The sequence below is a fragment of the Nocardiopsis sp. SBT366 genome, assembly GCF_001083815.1.
GTDB lineage: Bacteria > Actinomycetota > Actinomycetes > Streptosporangiales > Streptosporangiaceae > Nocardiopsis > Nocardiopsis prasina.
The window spans coordinates 1-17,793 of record NZ_LAVM01000024.1 but is presented as its reverse complement, the minus strand read 5'-3'; the positions used below and the strand labels follow the sequence as shown (position 1 = coordinate 17,793).

At 69.0% G+C, this 17,793-nt stretch carries 17 protein-coding genes; 14 read left to right on the top strand and 3 right to left on the bottom strand.

From position 1 onward, the window contains the following. The first annotated feature begins 54 nt into the window (after positions 1 to 54). The 6 genes from ADX84_RS09615 (at position 55) to ADX84_RS09590 (ending at position 5,488) form a co-directional block, all read left to right on the top strand. Positions 55 to 837, top strand: a complete 783-nt coding sequence (locus tag ADX84_RS09615; protein WP_049570830.1) for a type III pantothenate kinase — start codon at positions 55 to 57, stop codon at positions 835 to 837. A gap of 108 nt (positions 838 to 945) precedes the next feature. Further along, positions 946 to 2,445: a bifunctional lysylphosphatidylglycerol synthetase/lysine--tRNA ligase LysX gene (gene lysX / locus ADX84_RS09610; RefSeq protein ID WP_049570827.1), complete on the top strand. Its 1,500-nt coding sequence runs from the start codon at positions 946 to 948 to the stop codon at positions 2,443 to 2,445. A gap of 728 nt (positions 2,446 to 3,173) precedes the next feature. Then, positions 3,174 to 3,497, top strand: a complete 324-nt coding sequence (locus ADX84_RS09605) for a LuxR C-terminal-related transcriptional regulator (protein WP_049570978.1) — start codon at positions 3,174 to 3,176, stop codon at positions 3,495 to 3,497. A gap of 123 nt (positions 3,498 to 3,620) precedes the next feature. Next, positions 3,621 to 4,202: an amino-acid N-acetyltransferase gene (locus ADX84_RS09600; protein WP_049570824.1), complete on the top strand. Its 582-nt coding sequence runs from the start codon at positions 3,621 to 3,623 to the stop codon at positions 4,200 to 4,202. A gap of 450 nt (positions 4,203 to 4,652) precedes the next feature. Beyond that, positions 4,653 to 4,934: a hypothetical protein gene (locus ADX84_RS09595; RefSeq protein ID WP_049570821.1), complete on the top strand. Its 282-nt coding sequence runs from the start codon at positions 4,653 to 4,655 to the stop codon at positions 4,932 to 4,934. Between the two features lie 215 nt (positions 4,935 to 5,149). Further along, positions 5,150 to 5,488 carry an Lsr2 family protein gene (locus tag ADX84_RS09590; protein ID WP_017542917.1) on the top strand — a complete coding sequence of 113 codons (339 nt, stop codon included), beginning with the start codon at positions 5,150 to 5,152 and terminating at the stop codon, positions 5,486 to 5,488. Between the two features lie 271 nt (positions 5,489 to 5,759). On the opposite strand, the gene ADX84_RS26960 is transcribed toward ADX84_RS09590, so the two are convergent. Then, positions 5,760 to 5,894 carry a hypothetical protein gene (locus ADX84_RS26960; RefSeq protein ID WP_255352562.1) on the bottom strand — a complete coding sequence of 45 codons (135 nt, stop codon included), beginning with the start codon at positions 5,892 to 5,894 and terminating at the stop codon, positions 5,760 to 5,762. Positions 5,895 to 6,285: 391 nt separating this feature from the next. Between ADX84_RS26960 and ADX84_RS09585 the strand changes: the two genes are divergently transcribed. Then, a complete protein-coding gene (locus tag ADX84_RS09585; protein WP_082206372.1) occupies positions 6,286 to 8,790 on the top strand; it encodes an ATP-dependent Clp protease ATP-binding subunit in 2,505 nt (834 codons plus the stop codon). Positions 8,791 to 8,907: 117 nt separating this feature from the next. Beyond that, entirely contained in the window at positions 8,908 to 9,726 is an 819-nt protein-coding gene (locus ADX84_RS09580; protein WP_234003897.1) for a DUF3105 domain-containing protein, read from the top strand. A 79-nt stretch (positions 9,727 to 9,805) separates the two neighbouring features. On the opposite strand, the gene ADX84_RS09575 is transcribed toward ADX84_RS09580, so the two are convergent. Then, positions 9,806 to 10,681 carry an A/G-specific adenine glycosylase gene (locus ADX84_RS09575; RefSeq protein ID WP_049570815.1) on the bottom strand — a complete coding sequence of 292 codons (876 nt, stop codon included), beginning with the start codon at positions 10,679 to 10,681 and terminating at the stop codon, positions 9,806 to 9,808. A gap of 144 nt (positions 10,682 to 10,825) precedes the next feature. Between ADX84_RS09575 and ADX84_RS09570 the strand changes: the two genes are divergently transcribed. Together ADX84_RS09570 and ADX84_RS09565 are read left to right on the top strand one after the other, a co-directional pair. Next, on the top strand, positions 10,826 to 11,515 hold the full coding sequence (locus ADX84_RS09570) for a hypothetical protein (protein ID WP_199776540.1): 690 nt from the start codon (positions 10,826 to 10,828) through the stop codon (positions 11,513 to 11,515). 114 nt (positions 11,516 to 11,629) lie between these two features. After that, positions 11,630 to 12,013, top strand: a complete 384-nt coding sequence (locus ADX84_RS09565) for an SSI family serine proteinase inhibitor (protein ID WP_049570968.1) — start codon at positions 11,630 to 11,632, stop codon at positions 12,011 to 12,013. Positions 12,014 to 12,022: 9 nt separating this feature from the next. Here the strand turns inward: ADX84_RS09565 and radA are convergent, their stop codons facing one another. Further along, positions 12,023 to 13,411: a DNA repair protein RadA gene (gene radA, locus ADX84_RS09560; RefSeq protein WP_082206371.1), complete on the bottom strand. Its 1,389-nt coding sequence runs from the start codon at positions 13,409 to 13,411 to the stop codon at positions 12,023 to 12,025. A 190-nt stretch (positions 13,412 to 13,601) separates the two neighbouring features. Here radA and ADX84_RS09555 point away from each other — a divergent pair, with 190 nt between their 5' ends. The 4 genes from ADX84_RS09555 to proC all read left to right on the top strand — a co-directional run bounded on the left by ADX84_RS09555 (position 13,602) and on the right by proC (position 17,396). Beyond that, positions 13,602 to 14,540, top strand: coding sequence for an SGNH/GDSL hydrolase family protein (locus tag ADX84_RS09555; protein ID WP_234003896.1), 939 nt, complete (start codon positions 13,602 to 13,604; stop codon positions 14,538 to 14,540). Between the two features lie 233 nt (positions 14,541 to 14,773). After that, positions 14,774 to 15,373, top strand: coding sequence for a C40 family peptidase (locus ADX84_RS09550; protein WP_049570807.1), 600 nt, complete (start codon positions 14,774 to 14,776; stop codon positions 15,371 to 15,373). Positions 15,374 to 15,557: 184 nt separating this feature from the next. After that, positions 15,558 to 16,493, top strand: a complete 936-nt coding sequence (locus ADX84_RS09545) for a sugar phosphate isomerase/epimerase (RefSeq protein ID WP_049570804.1) — start codon at positions 15,558 to 15,560, stop codon at positions 16,491 to 16,493. A 108-nt stretch (positions 16,494 to 16,601) separates the two neighbouring features. Continuing rightward, positions 16,602 to 17,396, top strand: coding sequence for a pyrroline-5-carboxylate reductase (gene proC / locus ADX84_RS09540; protein ID WP_049570802.1), 795 nt, complete (start codon positions 16,602 to 16,604; stop codon positions 17,394 to 17,396). Positions 17,397 to 17,793: the final 397 nt, after the last annotated feature.

Here is a 17,793-nt window from a genome sequence, read left to right as displayed (position 1 = left end):
ACTTGGTGGAAGATTCCTTGGGTACACACCAATTCGACCAGTGAGGCCCCCAGAATGCTGCTCGCGATCGACGTCGGCAACTCCGAGACGGTCTTCGGTCTCTTCGACTCCGACGACCTTCTCGAACACTGGAGAGTGGGAACCGACACCAGACGCACCGCCGACGAGTGGGCGGTGGTCCTGCGCGGGCTCATCGACGGCAGCTCCCTGAACGACCAGAGCGAGATCGAGGGCATCGCGATGTGCTGCTCGGTCCCCTCGGTCCAGCACGAGATGCGGGACATGTTCCGCCGCCACTTCGGCGACCGGCCCGCGGTGATCGTCGAGCCGGGGGTGAAGACGGGCGTGCCCATCCGCATGGACAACCCCAAGGAGGTGGGCAGCGACCGGATCATCAACGCGCTGGCCGCCAGCCACCTCTACGGGGGGCCCAGCGTGGTGGTGGACTTCGGGACCGCGACCACCTTCGACGCGGTGAGCGCCAAGGGCGAGTACGTGGGTGGCGCCATCGCGCCGGGCATCGACATCTCGGTGGACGCCCTCTCCCGGCGCGGGGCGCAGCTCCACATGGTCGAGATCGTGAGGCCGCGCTCCGCCATCGCCAAGAACACCACGGAGGCGCTGCGCTCGGGGATCGTCTTCGGGTTCGCCGGGCAGGTCGACGGCATCGTGGACCGCATGGTCGCGGAGCTGACGGACAACCCGGACGACGTGACGGTGGTCGCCACCGGCGGCCTGGCCGGAACGGTGGTCGGCGAGTGCGAGACCGTCGACGTCCACGAACCCTGGCTCACCCTCACCGGGCTGCGCCTGGTCTTCGAGCGCAACACCGGCTGACCCCGGGTGGGCGGCCCCGCGCCCACCCGCCCGTCCGCGCCCGGGCCCACCACCGCGCACCACTCGTACGGTGCCCCCCGGGGTGCTGGCGCCGGTAGGATCGGGCCCGTGAATGACACGCACGACGACTATGACGACCTGCCCGAACAGATGCGGGTCCGGCGGCAGAAGCTGGACCGTCTCCGGGAGGAGGGCACCGACCCCTTCCCCGTGAACTACCCGCGGACGACGTCGATCGGTCCCGTGCGTGAGAAACACCAGGGCCTGGAGCCCGACACCCACACCGGGGCGAGGGTCGCCATCGCCGGTCGCGTCATGCTCTACCGTTCCGGCGGCAAGCTGTGCTTCGCGACCCTGCGCGACGAGACCGGGGACGTGCAGATCATGCTGTCCCTGGACCAGGTCGGCAAGGAGGGCCTGGACGCCTGGAAGGCCGACGTCGACCTCGGTGACCACGTGGGTGTGGAGGGCGAGGTCATCACCTCCCGCCGCGGCGAGCTCTCCATCATGGTGAGCGACTGGACGCTGACGGCCAAGTGCCTGCGCCCGCTCCCGGAGAAGCACAAGGGTCTGACCGACCCCGAGGCCCGGGTGCGCCAGCGCTACGTGGACCTCATCGTCAACCCCGAGTCGCAGCAGATGGTGCGCAGCCGTTCGGCCGCCATCCGGGCGATCCGGGAGGGGCTGAGCTCCCGCGACTACATCGAGGTCGAGACCCCGATGCTCATGCGCGTGCACGGCGGCGCCACCGCGCGTCCGTTCGTCACGCACATCAACGCCTACGACATGGACCTGTACCTGCGCATCGCCCCCGAGCTGTCGCTGAAGCGGCTCGTCGTGGGCGGCCTGGAGAAGGTCTTCGAGGTCAACCGGAACTTCCGGAACGAGGGCGCGGACTCCACGCACAACCCCGAGTTCACGATGCTGGAGTTCTACCAGGCCTACGCCGACTACGACGACGTGGCCGAGGTGACCCGAGAGCTGATCCAGGAGGCCGCCCGCGCGGTCTTCGGCTCCACCACGATCGAGCGTGACGGCGAGACCTTCGACCTGGGCGGGGAGTGGCCGCGCGTCACGCTGTACGGCTCGGTCTCGGAGGCCCTGGGGGCCGAGGTCACCCCGAGGACGCCGATCGAGGAGGTCCGTCGCCTGGCCGAGGCCAAGGGCGTCGAGTACAGCCACGAATGGGGTCAGGGCAAGCTGGTGGAGCACGTCTTCGAGGAGCTGGTGGAGCACACGCTCATCCAGCCCACGTTCGTGTGCGACTTCCCGCTGGAGACCAGCCCGCTGACCCGTCAGCACCGCGAGGACCCGCTGCTCACCGAGAAGTGGGACCTGATCGGGTTCGGCATGGAGCTCGGCACGGGCTTCTCCGAGCTGGTGGACCCGGTCGAGCAGCGCCGCCGCCTGACCGAGCAGTCGCTGATGGCCGCCGACGGCGACCCCGAGGCGATGCAGCTCGACGAGGACTTCCTGCGCGCGCTGGAGTACGGCATGCCGCCCACCGGCGGTGTGGGGATCGGGATCGACCGTCTGCTCATGGCCTTCACCGGGAAGAACATCCGGGAGACCGTCCTCTTCCCGATCGTCAAGCCCTCCGGGGACTAGGTCGTGTCCGACGGACGTACGTCCTAGCCGGTTCCCCGATCCCGAGGAGGGAAAGGGGAAAGGCGAAACGCTTGTAGCGGGATGACCGAAAGTTGGACTCGGGGCCGTCGCACCCTCAGGTGCGGCGGCCCCGAGTCGTGGGCGCCTCTGAGAGCGCAAATGTGTCTGACACCACGAGACTCGCCTCACTTTCCGGGCAGACGGAACAAACCACCCGCCAGAACAGGATGTCCTGTGGGGAAGAGCCCGGTTTTTCCCTTGAAAGTTGAGTTATCGGAGCCCCGACAAAGTTGGAGATTGTTTACGCAGGTCAGGCTGGGGAGGATATTTCCCGACGCGTGAACTTGTGACGCACGGGCTTTACGCCATCACGCATGGTGATTTATTGGGCCTTGACGGTATCATCCGCTCCGCTTAGCGTGCTGAGGGCGGACTTCGGTCCGCGAGTTTGCCGAAGTGGTCGAGAACAACGGTGAGCCGGGGCCCGGGTCGAGACACGATCCGGACAACCCGCCGCACGCGTACCCACGACGAGGTCTGTCCGTCCCAGACCGCGACGCCCGGGGTCCGTGTGTCTCGTGCTCCCCTCCTGCTCCCACCCCTGTGCCAGAGGGGTTCCGGGGGCGGTCGGGGTGGTCGGGACTCACCCGCGCCGACAGCCAGTCGACGCGCTTGACTCCTCGGTAACGAGTTGATGTTCCGCACTCACATGGATGAGGGAGGACGGAGTGGAACAGGCCACACTCGTACGACGTACCGTTGAGGACCAGAACACCCTCTCGCCACGGGAACACAGGGAGAACGTGGTTCCCCTGCAGGCCCGGTCGCGCGAGAACGCGTTCAACGGCCCCTACACGCCGGTCGAGCTGAGTCACGAGGAAGTCGAACTGCTCGCCGAGATCGCCACCGGTGTCACCACCGAAGTGGCCGCTCGGCACCTCGAGCTCAGCGCCCGGACCCTGCGACGTCGCATTCGCAACATCTGCGACGTGCTGGGCGTGAACACACCCATCGAGGCGGTCGTGTGGGCCGCGCGGCGTCAGCTCATCTGATCTGACGCCACCCGGCGACCGCCGGGAGACACCGCGGGCATACCGGCCCAGCAGGCCGAGCTTTCGACCACCGGATGAGGAGCGTTCCGGTGGGAGGTCGCTTGGGCGTAGTCTGGTCCGGCTATGCCCGTTCGTCATGTCCGGATCCGTCGCGCCAGGACGCGTGACGTGACCCACATCCGCCGCCTCGTCGACACCTACTCCGTCGACCGCCGCGTGCTCTCCAAGAGCACCGTCAACCTCTACGAGGACATCCAGGAGTTCTGGGTGGCCGAGGCGGAGAGCGTTCCCGAGCCGACACCCGGCGAACACGCCGAGCCGGAGGGTGAGCTCCGCGTGGTCGGCTGCGGCGCCCTCCACGTGCTCTGGGAGGACCTGGCCGAGGTGCGCACCGTCGCCGTGGACCCCTCCCTGCGCGGTTTCGGCGTCGGACACCGAATCGTGACCGAACTACTGGACACCGCGCGCGAGTTGGGCGTACGCCGTGTGTTCTGTCTGACATTCGAGACCGGTTTCTTCGCCAAACACGGCTTTGCCCCGATCCAGGGCACTCCGGTCTCGTTCCGTGTCTACGAGGAACTCCTGCGTTCCTATGACGAGGGCGTGGCGGAATTCCTCGACCTGGAGCGGGTCAAACCCAACACCCTGGGGAACACCAGGATGCTTGTGCACCTCGACGGGAGTCCGGCAAGCGTGTCCGGCTAAAGCTTTTGGGTCCCGGATAGGGACCGGCTTCGTCTTCGGAACGGTTCGCCGGATCCCCCGATGGCCCTAGGTCCTTAACCGCACCGGGTGGTATGGGTGTGGAACAAGGCAGGTAATGTGTACCTGCGTCCGTCAGGATCGCCGGTTCCCCGGTGAAGTGACGACGGGACGTTCGGCATCCCGGATTTGTGGGACACCGTCCGCGATCGGCCGACTCCGTGATGGAGGTCTTCCCGCGCGGAGGTGGAACAGTCGACCGGACATTGGCCACCATCAGGCTTTGAAGGACCATCTTCGGTACGTCCGGTGTCAAGTCGGGGGCAAACGATGTCTATGATGTCTGGTATGCGTTTGCCCGGCGGTGCCGGAGCGCCATCCCCCACGGCAGGACCGACACTGAGTCGGGTATTTGCTGCAATAAGTAACAACCAGGAAGGGTAGGCCGCTTCGATGGGTGACTTTTTGTCATCGGTGCTTCCCCCTGGACTGATCGACGTATTGTCCGCGCTCATCCCGCCCGTGGTTGTCGCGACCGTGTTCTGTGCCTTCGTCATCAAGCTGCTGCGCAAGGAGATGGCGCCGCGCAGGATGGACGGAAGCCTGGTCAGCGATGAGGCCAAGGATGAGGAGGCCGCGGTCGACAACGACGCGGCCCGGGTCGACGAGACCAAGGCGACGAACGAGACGCCGATTGCCCAGGACGGGGAACGTACCGAATCCGAGGCTCGTTAGATACCGTGCCTCGCTGAACCCGGTCCCCAGCGCCGCGGCGCCGGGGGTCAGCGTGTGCGGGCCAACTCGCCGGCCCCGCGCTGCTCCGGCGACCCCGAATCTCGTCGCTCCGGGTCCAGGTGATTTCTGGCACGCCGGGAATTGTCTTTCGCGTTCTCGCGAGATAGCTTTATATTCAGGTGTGGAGACACCGCTCTGCTGAAAGGTTTGATTCCATGGCACAGAAGGTCCAGGTTTTCCTGGTCGACGACCTCGACGGCGGCGAGGCCGAGGAGACGGTGACGTTCGGTCTCGATGGATCGACGTACGAAATCGACCTCAGCGCGGGTAATGCCGCCAAGCTCCGTGAGGCTCTTACTCCGTTCATTGAGGCCTCCCGCAAGGCCCCCGCGAAGCAGGCACGCGGTACCGCTCGTCGCGGTACCCGGAATGCTCCCAGCCGTGAGCGCAGCGCCGAGATTCGCGCCTGGGCGAAGGCCGCCGGGAAGCCCGTCAATGAGCGCGGCCGTATCCCCGCGGCCATCGTCGCCGAATACGAGGCCGTCAAGGGTTAGGTTTGCCGCCGCTACGCGGCGGAATAGGGGTGGGTCCTGGTCGACATTTCGCCCCATGCGTCACCGACGCGGTGTCCCGAACCCGTTCGTCCCGAGGCCCGGTTCCCGAGGCCTGTGACACCGGGACGAGAGGGCGCGCCGATGAACGTGAGGCCCTGTGGGCACGGATCCCGACCCGAGGCCGGGGAGGCTTCGGAATGGACCCGTGGTCCCCGGCGTTCACCGAAGGCGGAGAGCGGTGCGGGTGACGTGACACGCGCGGTACCCCCGCTCACGAGGCGGCCCGGTACACCGGCGTGTCGGCTCGGTCGCGGTTCGCGCCGCCGTTGAGGATCCCCGAGGGGCTCTGCCCCCGGCCCGCCGCCGGGTGGCTCGCGCGCGGGTCGGCCCGGGTCACCGGGCTCACTCCGGGAGATGGTTCGGTCCATTTCCGCTTGAAGAACAACACGGCTTCCGCTTGTTCGCTTAGAGCCGACAATCCGGCTTACGCACGTGCGGCCCGGGCACTCTCGTGATGGATGGGAGTCCCGGGCCGTTCGCCTTCGGCGTACAGGGAAATCTGACGCGCCAATTGGTAGTTGGATGTTGGGTGAACGCCCTATCGTCGGGGAAAGTCTCTGGCACGGACGGCTGCGGTCGGCCGTACGGAGATGTCCACCCTGTCGGCAGCCGCCGGAAGGGTGGGCGGGTGCGACAGTGCTCCCCGGGGCGGTTAATCCCTGTGGGGCCTATATGCGGAAGAGTCGGGTCGGTCATCGCCGTCCCTGCCTGACCGCTCTGTAGAGGAGCGACGAGACATGTTCGAGAGGTTTACCGACCGCGCGCGGCGAGTGGTGGTTCTGGCTCAGGAAGAAGCCAGGATGCTCAACCACAACTACATCGGTACGGAGCACATCCTGCTCGGCCTCATCCACGAGGGTGAGGGTGTCGCCGCCAAGGCTCTCGAGAGCCTTGGTATCAGCCTCGAAGCGGTTCGGCAGCAGGTCGAGGAGATCATCGGTCAGGGCCAGCAGGCGCCGTCGGGACACATTCCCTTCACCCCGCGCGCCAAGAAGGTCCTTGAGCTGTCGTTGCGCGAGGCGCTTCAGCTCGGCCACAACTACATCGGTACCGAGCACATACTGCTGGGCCTGATCCGCGAGGGCGAGGGCGTCGCCGCCCAGGTCCTCGTGAAGCTCGGTGCGGACCTCAACCGTGTCCGCCAGCAGGTCATCCAGCTGCTGCACGGCTACCAGGGCAAGGAGCCGCAGGCCACCGGAGCCTCCTCCGAGTCCACCCCCTCCACCTCGCTGGTGCTGGACCAGTTCGGCCGCAACCTGACGCAGGCCGCGCGTGAGTCCAAGCTCGACCCGGTCATCGGCCGGGACAAGGAAATCGAGCGCGTCATGCAGGTGCTCTCACGGCGCACCAAGAACAACCCGGTGCTCATCGGTGAGCCCGGTGTCGGTAAGACCGCCGTGGTCGAGGGGCTCGCACAGAAGATCGTCAAGGGTGAGATCCCCGAGACGCTCAAGGACAAGCAGCTGTACACGCTCGACCTGGGCGCACTGGTCGCGGGCAGCCGCTACCGCGGTGACTTCGAGGAGCGCCTCAAGAAGGTGCTCAAGGAGATCCGCACCCGCGGTGACATCATCCTCTTCATCGACGAGCTGCACACGCTGGTCGGCGCGGGCGCGGCGGAGGGTGCCATAGACGCCGCCTCCATCCTGAAGCCCATGCTGGCCCGGGGTGAGCTCCAGACCATCGGTGCGACCACGCTCGACGAGTACCGCAAGTACCTGGAGAAGGACGCCGCGCTGGAGCGCCGCTTCCAGCCGATCCAGGTGGACGAGCCGACGATCACGCACGCCATCGAGATCCTCAAGGGCCTGCGCGACCGTTACGAGGCCCACCACCGGGTCTCCATCACCGACAGCGCCCTCGTGGCCGCCGCGCAGCTGGCCGACCGCTACATCAGCGACCGGTTCCTGCCGGACAAGGCGATCGACCTCATCGACGAGGCCGGTTCCCGGATGCGCATCCGCCGGATGACCGCTCCGCCGGACCTGCGCGAGTTCGACGAGAAGATCGCCGGCGTGCGCCGCGACAAGGAATCGGCCATCGACGAGCAGGACTTCGAGAAGGCCGCGTCCCTGCGCGACGACGAGAAGCAGCTTCTCAACAAGAAGGCGCAGCGGGAGAAGGAGTGGAAGGCCGGCGACATGGACGTCGTGGCCGAGGTCGACGAGGAGCTCATCGCCGAGGTCCTGGCCGCGTCCACCGGCATCCCGGTCTTCAAGCTGACCGAGGAGGAGAGCTCGCGCCTGCTGCGCATGGAGGACGAGCTGCACCGCCGGGTCATCGGCCAAGAGGACGCCATCAAGGCGCTCTCCCAGGCGATCCGCCGTACCCGCGCTGGTCTGAAGGACCCCAAGCGCCCCGGTGGTTCGTTCATCTTCGCCGGTCCGTCCGGTGTGGGTAAGACCGAGCTGTCCAAGACCCTGGCCGAGTTCCTGTTCGGGGACGAGGACTCGCTGATCCAGCTGGACATGTCCGAGTTCATGGAGAAGCACACGGTCTCGCGGCTGTTCGGTTCCCCGCCCGGCTACGTCGGTTACGAGGAGGGCGGCCAGCTCACCGAGAAGGTGCGCCGCAAGCCGTTCTCCGTGGTCCTGTTCGACGAGATCGAGAAGGCCCACAACGACATCTTCAACTCTCTGCTCCAGGTGCTGGAGGAGGGTCGTCTCACCGACGCCCAGGGTCGCAACGTCGACTTCAAGAACACGGTCATCATCATGACGACCAACCTGGGTACGCGGGACATCTCCAAGGGCCAGGCCATGGGCTTCGCCAAGGAGGACGACGCCAACACCAACTACGAGCGGATGAAGGCGAAGGTCAGCGATGAGCTCAAGACCAACTTCCGGCCTGAGTTCCTCAACCGTGTGGACGACGTCATCGTCTTCCACCAGCTGACCGAGAAGGAGATCTTCCAGATCGTCGACCTGATGATCACGAGCCTGGACAACCGGCTCAAGGAGAAGGACATGGGCATCGAGCTGCGCCCCAAGGCGAAGCAGATCCTGTCCGAGCGCGGGTTCGACCCGGTCCTGGGCGCGCGGCCGCTGCGTCGCACGATCCAGCGGGAGATCGAGGACCAGCTCTCCGAGAAGATCCTCTTCGGCGACCTCAAGGCGGGTCAGATCGTCGTGATCGACGCCGAGGGCGAGGGCACGGACGCGAAGTTCACCTTCAAGGGCGTGCCGAAGCCCGCCGCGGTGCCGGACACCCCCGAGGTGGAGTCCGCCGCCAAGGGCGAGTAGTGGACCCGGCCGGTCCCGTACCGGCGGTGGTCTGAGGAACGGGGGCATCCCTTCGGGGGTGCCCCCTTCGTCGTTTCCCGAAGCGAGGGAAGGCAGTCGGACGCTAGGGTGCCGTCCGTGGCCAATCCAAACGAACCCCGCCCAGACGGCTCCCAGCCGCCGCAGCCGGGGCCCCTCGGTTCCCCGTTCCCGCACGGCCCCTCAGGGCCGCACGACGCCTCCCAGGGGCCTCCGGTGGGCCAGGGTCCGCCGCCCGGACATCCGCCCTACGGGCACCCGGGGGCGCCCGGTCCCGGCGGCCGTTCGGCGGCGCCGTGGCTCATCGTCGGTGGCGTCGCCCTGGCGCTGCTCCTGGTGGGTGGCGCGGTCCTCGGCGGCTTCCTGTTCTACGGGGGCACCGCGGTGTCGGACGAGGCGAGCGGCTCCGGTGGGGCCGGTGGCGGGGGGACCGAAGGGGTCGAGACCTTCGAGGACCTTTCCAAGGACCACGTGGAGACCGGCGTGAGCGTCGACTACGAGCAGTACCCGCCGGTCGGCGGGGAGCACTACGGCTTCTGGCAGAACTGCGGGGTGTACGACGAACCGGTCCTGACCGAGGCGGCCGTCCACTCGCTGGAGCACGGGGCGGTGTGGATCACGCACGACCCGGCACTGTCCGACGACGAGGTGGAGACGCTGACCGCGCATCACACCCAGGGCTCCTACGTGCTGGTCAGCCCGATGGAGGACCTGCCGTCCCCCGTGGTGGCCTCGGCCTGGGGAGCCCAGCTCAAGCTGGACGACCCCGCCGACCCGCGGCTGGCGGACTTCCTGCTGGAGTACGAGCAGAGCCCCCACGCCCCCGAGCCCGGTGCTCCGTGCAGCGGCGCCTTCGACGGCACCCAGGCGGAGTTCGACGCGGAGGGCGCCGGGGAGGTCGGGGCCCGGATGAACTGAGGTCCCGTCCGGACCCGACACGACCGGACCGGCCCCCGGGTGACCGGGGACCCGGTTACCCGGTTACCCGGTTACCCGGTTACCCGGGCAGGGCGTAGCGGCCGTCGTCCAGGGGGTCCACCAGACCGTCGGAGACCAGGGCGTCCAGGGCCCGCTCGCGCTGGACGCCGTCGTCCCACACGGCGTCCAGGGCGTCCTTGACCACGGGTTCGCGTGAGGCCCGCAGCACGGCCAGGAGCTTGCCGCGCACCTGGCGGTCCGTTCCCGCGTAGGTCTGCCCGCGCCGGGGAGGGCCGTCGTGGGCGGGCTTCCCGGCGAGCTTCCAGGCGCACTGTCCCGCGACGGGGCAGTCCGCGCAGCGCGGCGACCGGGCCGTGCAGACCAGGGCGCCCAGCTCCATCACGGCCACGCCCCAGCGGGCCGCGACCGAGGGTGTCGGCGGCAGGAGCGTCTCGGCGAGGGAGGTCTCCGCCTTGGTCTGGGTTTTCGGCGGGTACTCGATCCCCGTTTCGGTCCTGGCCAGGACCCGGCGCACGTTGGTGTCCAGAATGGCGTGCCGCTGTCCGTAGGCGAAGCTCGCGACCGCCGCCGCCGTGTACGCGCCGATCCCCGGAAGGGACAGAAGGGTCGCGTGGTCGTCGGGGACCTCGCCGCCGTGCTCCTCCGTGATGGCCACGGCGCAGGCGTGCAGGCGCAGCGCCCGGCGCGGGTAGCCGAGCCGGTTCCACATGCGAACCGCCTCGCCGGAGGGCTCCTTGGCCAGGTGGGCGGGGGTGGGCCAGCGCTCCATCCAGGCCTCCCACGCGGGGAGCACCCGCACGACGGGGGTCTGCTGGAGCATGATCTCGCTGACCAGGATGGACCAGGCCGAGGCCTCGGGGCGGCGCCAGGGCAGGTCCCTGGCGTTGGACTCGTACCACGCCAGAACGGCGGTGCTGTAAGGGTTATCGCTCATCTTTAACGGGAAATCGGCGGGTTGAGTAGGTGGGTGGCACGCAAAACCGCAATACTACGGCCCATGGCGTCAAGTACCGGACAACCTGCACCCGTCAGCCGTGAGACCTACTGGAAGCGACGCGCCTTCGTCCTGGCTGGCGTGATGCTGGTGTTCGCTTTGGTCGCGCTCGCCTTCCGGAACTCCTCCGACGACGGCGAGCCAGCGGGCTCCCAGGCGTCCATCGAGGAACCCGAGGCCTCCTCCAGTATCCCAGCCGAGGATCCCTCCGAGGCCGAAACCGACGAAGAGGACGCGGACCCGTCCGCCTCGCCCTCCCCGTCGGAGTCCCCGTCGCCGTCCGCTTCGCCCTCCGAGGGCGAGGGGGACGAGGGTTCCGGCGGCGGTTCCGGTGGGGGATCGGCCGACGCCGCGGCTCCCGAGCGCCCCGAGGACCACTGCCGTCCGCAGGACGTCGTGGTCACCTTCGACTTCGCGGAGAAGGAGCGGGAGGTGTACGGCGGTGGCGCCAACCCCGAGTTCAAGGTGACCGTGGTCAACGTCGCCGAGCAGACCTGCACCGTGGACGTGGGTCCCGAGGCGTTCGAGCTCAGGCTGGACTCCGGCGACGACCGGATCTACTCCTCAGCCGACTGCGTCAAGGGCAACAGCAAGGAGGAGCGTCAGCTCACCCAGGGCCGACCGCACGAGTACACGGTCTCCTGGGACCTGGAGCGCTCCTTCACCGACTGCCGTGACGGCGGCGCCAAGGCGCAGCCCGGGTGGTACAAGGCGAACCTGCGCGGCGACCACGTCGGCAGCGTCGACCAGCTCGTGTTCCAGCTCAAGGCCTGACCGCGGTCGCGGGACGAGTTCACGCAAAACACACAACTGATCGTCACTGAGTGACTACTATTCGTGGCGAAAGTTGTTCTCGTCGTTCTCGTCCCGGGAGTTCCTGTGAAGCTCATGGCCACCGCCCTGTCCTGTGCCGCCGCCGTCGCCCTCGCCGTGAGCGCGGCCGCGCCCGCGACCGCCGACGAACGGGGCGCCGCGTACATGCTCGAGGTCTTCGGAGGCGTCGAGAAGCACGGTGACACCGCCACGAGCTGGGCCCGTGGGGCCACCCTGGAGTGCGACCCGGCCGGGGGCGACCACCCCCGGGCCGCCCAGGCCTGCGACCTCATCGCCGAGCACGGCGACATCGCCAGCGTGACGGCCAACACGGACGGCGTCTGCACGATGGAGTACCGCCCGGTCACCGTCCGGGTCACCGGTGCCGAGGACTACGAGGAGACCTTCGGCAACGCCTGCCAGCTGGCCAACGCCAAGGGCGTGATCTTCGACTTCTAGGGCGGTCCGCTAGTCCTCGGCGGCCGCGCGCTGGGAACCCCGGCGCCGGCCCCGTCGCTCCACCCAGGACAGGGCCTCGCTCAGCTCCTCCACCTCGTGCACGCGGATGCCGTTGACCGGGTCGCCGAAGTGCTTGGGCACCACCGCCTGCGTGAAGCCCAGGCGCTGCGCCTCGGCGACCCGGCGCCGCACTCCGTTCACACTGCGCACGTCGCCCGCCAGCCCCACCTCGCCGATCGCGATGAACCCGCTCGGCAGGGGGACGTCGTTGTTGGAGCTGGCGGCGGCCAGGGCCAGGGCCAGGTCCACGGAGGGCTCGCCCAGCTTCACCCCGCCCACGGTCGAGGCGTACACGTCCATGTTGGCCAGCTTCATCCCGGTGCGCTTCTCCAGCACGGCGAGGATCATGTTCACCCGCGAGGTGTCCAGGCCCGAGGTCGCGCGGCGGGGCGCGGGCAGCGGCGTCGGAGCGACCAGTGCCTGCACCTCGGTGATGAGGGGGCGCCGACCCTCCAGGGTCACGGTGACGCACGTGCCCGGGACCGGGTCGGTCCGTTCGGTGAGGAAGAGCCCGCTGGGGTCGGGCAGGCCGTAGATGCCCTTCTCGGTGAGCTCGAAGACGCCGATCTCGTCGGTGGGCCCGTAGCGGTTCTTGACCGCGCGCAGCAGGCGCAGCTGGGAGTGGCGTTCGCCCTCGAAGTGGAGGACGACGTCCACCAGGTGCTCCAGCAGGCGGGGACCGGCGATGGAGCCGTCCTTGGTGACGTGGCCGACCAGCACGGTGGCGATGCCGCGCTCCTTGGCGATCTGGATCAGCGCACCGGTGACCTGCCGGATCTGGGTGACTCCGCCCGGGACGCCCGCGGCCTCGGGGGAGACCATGGTCTGCACCGAGTCGACGATCAGCAGCTGCGGCGCGACGGCGTCGACGTGGCTCGCCAGGGTGGCCACGGAGGTCTCGGCGGCGAGGAAGAGCTGGTCGGACAGGGCTCCGAGGCGCTCGGCGCGCAGCCGGACCTGACCGGCCGACTCCTCGCCCGTGATGTAGAGGACGGGCGCCTTGGCGGCGCGCATGGCGGCGACCTCCAGGAGGAGCGTCGACTTGCCCACGCCGGGCTCGCCCGCCAGCAGGACGACGCCGCCGGGGACCGCTCCGCCGCCCAGGACGCGGTCGAGTTCGTCCACTCCGGTGGGCACCGCCTCGGCGCTCTCCACGCTGATCTCGGTGATGGGGCGTGCCCGGGAGGTCACCGGGGCGGCCGCGACGGCCATGGGCGCGGGGGCCCCGGCCTCCTCGACGGTGCCCCAGGCCTGGCACTCACCGCAGCGCCCCACCCACTTGAGGGTGGTCCATCCGCACTCGGCGCACCGGAACGTCGTCTTCGCAGCTTTTGCCATGGGCGACACGCTAACGGCTGCGGGGGACAGACCCGAATGGAATCGGGAGCCCCATGAAACACAAGAAAGTTACCTACCGGTTAGGTCAAGGGTTTCGTAAGTCATGTTAGAGAGTATGTGGGGAGAGTCACTCTCGCCCCATGGTCAGAACACTCCTGTGCCCCCGCTCCTTGGAGAGAGGAAATCCCTCGTGTTCCGTACGAACCGAACCCCCGCCATCCCCCGTGCCTCCCGAGGCGGTGAGCGCCCCGGCGCTCTGCGCCGCCTCGCCCGGTTCACGGCCCCCCTGGCGCTCGCCGCCATGGGGATCTCGCTGGCCACCGCACCCGTCGCCGCCGAGGAGGCCCAGGCGGCCGAGGCCGCCGCCTTCGAGCACTACGTGGCCATCGGCGACTCCTTCGTCGCCGGTCCGCTGGTCCAGGCCCAGGCCAACATGCCGCTCCTCGGTTGCATGCAGTCCTCGGTCAACTACCCCAAGCGCCTCGCGGACGAGCTGGGAATCGCCGACCTCACCGACGTCAGCTGCTCCGGTGCGGTCATGAGCCACCTCTACGAGGCGCAGTTCGACGACACCCCGCCGCAGCTGGAGGCGCTGCGTCCCGAGACCGACCTGGTCACGGTGGGGATCGCGGGGAACGACTTCGGTTTCTCCGAGGTCCTCCTGGAGTGCGCGAAGCGCAGCCTGGGCAACCCGCTGGGCAGCCCCTGCGCCGACTACTACGGTGACGAGCTCGACCAGCGGATCGAGGGACTGCGGGGTGAGGTCTCCGGCGTGTACGCGGACATCGCCGAGCGCAGCCCCAACGCCACGGTCCTCAGCGTCGGCTACCTCCAGATCCTGCCGGAGAGCGGCGGTTGCTGGCCGAGCACGCCGATCTCCCGCGGGGACGTCCCGTGGCTGGACTCCGCCCAGACCGCGCTGAACGCGATGCTCAAGGAGGAGGCCGAAGCCCAGGGCGCGGTCTTCGTTGACACCTTCGAGCGCGGCCATGACGTCTGCCAGGGTTCGAGCACCCGCTGGGTCGAGGGCCTGATCCCGGAGGACGGCGCGCCGATCCACCCGAACAACCTCGGCATGGCGGCGACGACCGACTTCGTGCGTTCCGCCCTGAACGTCCCGCAGCCGTAGCTGGCTGTAGCCGGTGGTGACTGACCTCGGCGGGCGAGTGGTCGTTTGATGATTCGACGACCGATTTGCCCGCCGAGGTCAAGTGGTCTTTACCGTCCTTGGGTGCTGCTTAGGCTACGCAGAGTGATTTTCCGTGATCTCTGTGTGACCAATGGTGGTGTGTTGGCGGCAGGGAGACCCGCGTCACAGTGGTGCGGGCTGCCCCGACGGGAGCACCGAGGGAGCACCACGTCATGCGAACACCACGACACCATGAGCAAACGCGGGCCTGCCGTTCCACCACCCACTCGGGGCGACAGGCCGCATCCGCCCAGGCGCGTCGCCGTAGGTCGAGCGCACTCCTCGTCGCGGCTCTCGCGGCCGCGACCGTAGTCGCCGGGGGAGCCCCGGCTCAGGCCCAGCCCGTCTCCGCCGCGGCCCCGCAGGAGGGCCCCGCGAACGCCGAGAACCGCGAGCGGGTCCACCAGTCCCTGTCCACCGACAACGTGGAGAAGGCCATCGACGAGGCCGAGTCCCACAAGGGCAAGCCCTACGCGTGGGGCGGGACGGGACCCAACTCCTTCGACTGCTCCGGACTGGTGCAGCACTCCTTCAAGCAGGCCGGTGTGAGCCTGCCCCGGGTGGCCCAGGACCAGGTTCGGTCGGGGACCCGGGTGAGCTACTCCGACGCCCGGCGCGGCGACGTCCTGTACTGGACGGACTCGGGCGGACACGCCTACCACGTCGCGATCTACCTCGGCGATGACCGCATGATCGACGCCCCGAACTCCGGCGGGAAGATCTCCGAGCGGGACGTGACCCGTCACGACCTCGCCGGTGCCGTGCGACTCTGACCCCGTCATCCGCGGGGCCGCGCCACCGGCGCGCCACTGATCTCCGACGGCCGTTCCCCGAGTGCCGGGGAACGGCCGTCCCTCCAGTTCACAGGCCCGTACGGTCCTCGCCGAGCACCCCCGCCACGCCGTGTTCACGCGGGCGCCCGCGCCAGATCGCCGAGGAGCGCATACTCTGGAACACGTGAGCCCTATCCAGGTCCCAGACGCGCCCGTGGTCCTCTCGTCGGCGTCGGTCTACCCGGAGAAGACCCCGGCCGCGTTCGAGATCGCCGCGAAGCTGGGGTACGACGGCGTGGAGGTCCTCGTCTCCTCCGACCCGGCCAGCCAGGACACCGAACTCCTCCGGCGCCTCTCGGACTACCACCAGATGCCCGTGACCGCGGTCCACTCCCCCTGCCTCGTGCTCACCCAGCGCGTGTGGGGGCGTGAGCCCTGGGGGAAGCTCCAGCGGTCCAAGGAGATGGCCGAGGCGCTGGGCGCCAGGACGGTCGTGGTGCACCCCGCCTTCCGCTGGCAGCGCGAGTACGCCCGCGACTTCGAGAACGGCGTGGCGCGCATGCAGGACGAGACCGACGTGGTCTTCGCGGTCGAGAACATGTACCCGGTGCGCGTGCGCGACCGCGAGGTCGTCCCCTACGCCCCGAGCTGGAACCCGCTCGACCGTGACTACCCGGACGTCACCCTCGACCTCTCGCACACCGCCATGTCCGGCTCCGACGCGATGGACATGGCCAGACGGCTGGGCGACCGGCTGTCCCACGTGCACGTGACGGACGGCCTCGGCGGCCAGAACCTGGACGAGCACCTGATCCCGGGACGCGGTACCCAGCCCGTGGCCGAACTGCTCGAACACCTCGCGGGCAGCGGTTACGAGGGACAGCTGGTCCTGGAGGTGAGCACCCGCAAGTCCGTGGACCGCGAGGCGCGCATGCGCGAGCTGGCCGAGGCGCTGGCCTTCACCCGGCTGCACTTCGCGCAGGGGCCGCCCGAGCCCGAACCCACGCTGGGCCGCCGTGAGCGCATCGCGCTGCTGCGCGGGCGCGGACAGTCCCCGCCCCGGCGCTTCTCGGTCGACCCCGGCGGGTCGGTCGACGACGAGGGCACGGCCCAGGACTGACCGGCGGGGACGGGTCCGCCTCCTCGGACGTCCACTCCGTGGGACGCGTGGTCGGCGCGGGAGCCTCCGTGCGGCTAGCGTGGAGTGAACGCGCAGAGAGGACCCCTAATGATCGCGATCATCGGCGCAGGAAAGATGGGCGAGGCGTTGCTCGCCGGGCTGCTGGCCCAGGGCCACGCACCGGAGGACGTGCTCGTCACGGAGCCGCGCGAGGAGCACGCGGCGGAGCTGCGCGCCCGACACGGGGTCGAGACGGTTCCGGCGGGGGACGCCGCCAAGCGGGCGGGCACCCTGCTGCTGGCTCTCAAGCCCCAGGACATGCTGGCCCTGCTGGACGACCTCGCCCCGCACCTGACGCGGGAGCACCTGGTCATCTCGGTGGCAGCCGGGCTGACCACCGCGGTGATGGAGAACCACCTGTCCTCCGGCGTGCCGGTCGTGCGCGCGATGCCCAACACCCCGGCGCTCATGGGCCGGGGGATGACGGCCGTCTCCGGTGGGGCGTTCGCGCAGGCCGAGCACCTGGACCGGGCCGAGGAGCTGCTGGGCGCGGTCGGTGAGGTGCTCCGGGTCGGTGAGCAGCACATGGACACGGTCACGGCGATCTCCGGGAGCGGACCGGCCTACTTCTACTTCATCGCGGAGACCATGATCGAGGCCGGAGTGGCCATGGGCATGCCGCGGGCCACCGCGCAGCGCCTCGTGGGGCAGACGATCACCGGGGCCGCGGCCATGCTCGACGGTTCCGGGGAGCACCCGGTGGTCCTGCGCGAGGCCGTGACGTCGCCGGGGGGCACCACGGCGGCGGCGCTGCGTGAACTGGAACGACACGGAGTGCGCACGGCCTTCACGGACGCGATCGAGGCGGCGAGGGACCGGAGCAGGGCGCTGTCGGAGAGCTAGCCACGGGTGTGTGTGACCTAACTCACACATGGATTTCCTGGTTCCTCTGGTCGTGAGGTGTCGGACATTGCGTCCTACCTGACGAATAAAGTCGGGATAAGAGGGGCTCGCCCCCTCTTACCTCCGACTCTGTACGTCTTCCCCTCACTGATTCCGGGGCCCCATGACACATCCTCAACCCCCTTCGGACCCGTCCAACGTCCCGGGCCAGCCCGGGGCCGCGACCCCGCCCCCCGCTCCGAGCGGTCCCCAGAACCCCGTCGGGGGTCCGCCCTCGGGAGGCAACCCCGCCGTCGGTCACCCGTCCGGCGGCCAGCCTCCCCCCGGCGGCCAGCCTCCCAGCGGTCCACCCCCGGGCGGCCCACCGCTCGGCGGTCCGCCACCCATGGGCCAGGGG

Excerpts from the sequence above, each read along its gene's own strand:
- ADX84_RS09595 (WP_049570821.1), top strand. The coding sequence starts at position 4,653 with ATGGGTGACTTTTTGTCATCGGTGCTTCCCCCTGGACTGATCGACGTA.
- ADX84_RS09565 (WP_049570968.1), top strand. The coding sequence starts at position 11,630 with ATGGCCACCGCCCTGTCCTGTGCCGCCGCCGTCGCCCTCGCCGTGAGC.
- ADX84_RS09575 (WP_049570815.1), bottom strand. The coding sequence starts at position 10,681 with ATGAGCGATAACCCTTACAGCACCGCCGTTCTGGCGTGGTACGAGTCC.
- ADX84_RS09585 (WP_082206372.1), top strand. The coding sequence starts at position 6,286 with ATGTTCGAGAGGTTTACCGACCGCGCGCGGCGAGTGGTGGTTCTGGCT.
- ADX84_RS09615 (WP_049570830.1), top strand. The coding sequence starts at position 55 with ATGCTGCTCGCGATCGACGTCGGCAACTCCGAGACGGTCTTCGGTCTC.
- ADX84_RS09590 (WP_017542917.1), top strand. The coding sequence starts at position 5,150 with ATGGCACAGAAGGTCCAGGTTTTCCTGGTCGACGACCTCGACGGCGGC.
- ADX84_RS09600 (WP_049570824.1), top strand. The coding sequence starts at position 3,621 with ATGCCCGTTCGTCATGTCCGGATCCGTCGCGCCAGGACGCGTGACGTG.
- ADX84_RS09550 (WP_049570807.1), top strand. The coding sequence starts at position 14,774 with ATGCGAACACCACGACACCATGAGCAAACGCGGGCCTGCCGTTCCACC.
- ADX84_RS09570 (WP_199776540.1), top strand. The coding sequence starts at position 10,826 with ATGCTGGTGTTCGCTTTGGTCGCGCTCGCCTTCCGGAACTCCTCCGAC.
- radA (WP_082206371.1), bottom strand. The coding sequence starts at position 13,411 with ATGGCAAAAGCTGCGAAGACGACGTTCCGGTGCGCCGAGTGCGGATGG.
- proC (WP_049570802.1), top strand. The coding sequence starts at position 16,602 with ATGATCGCGATCATCGGCGCAGGAAAGATGGGCGAGGCGTTGCTCGCC.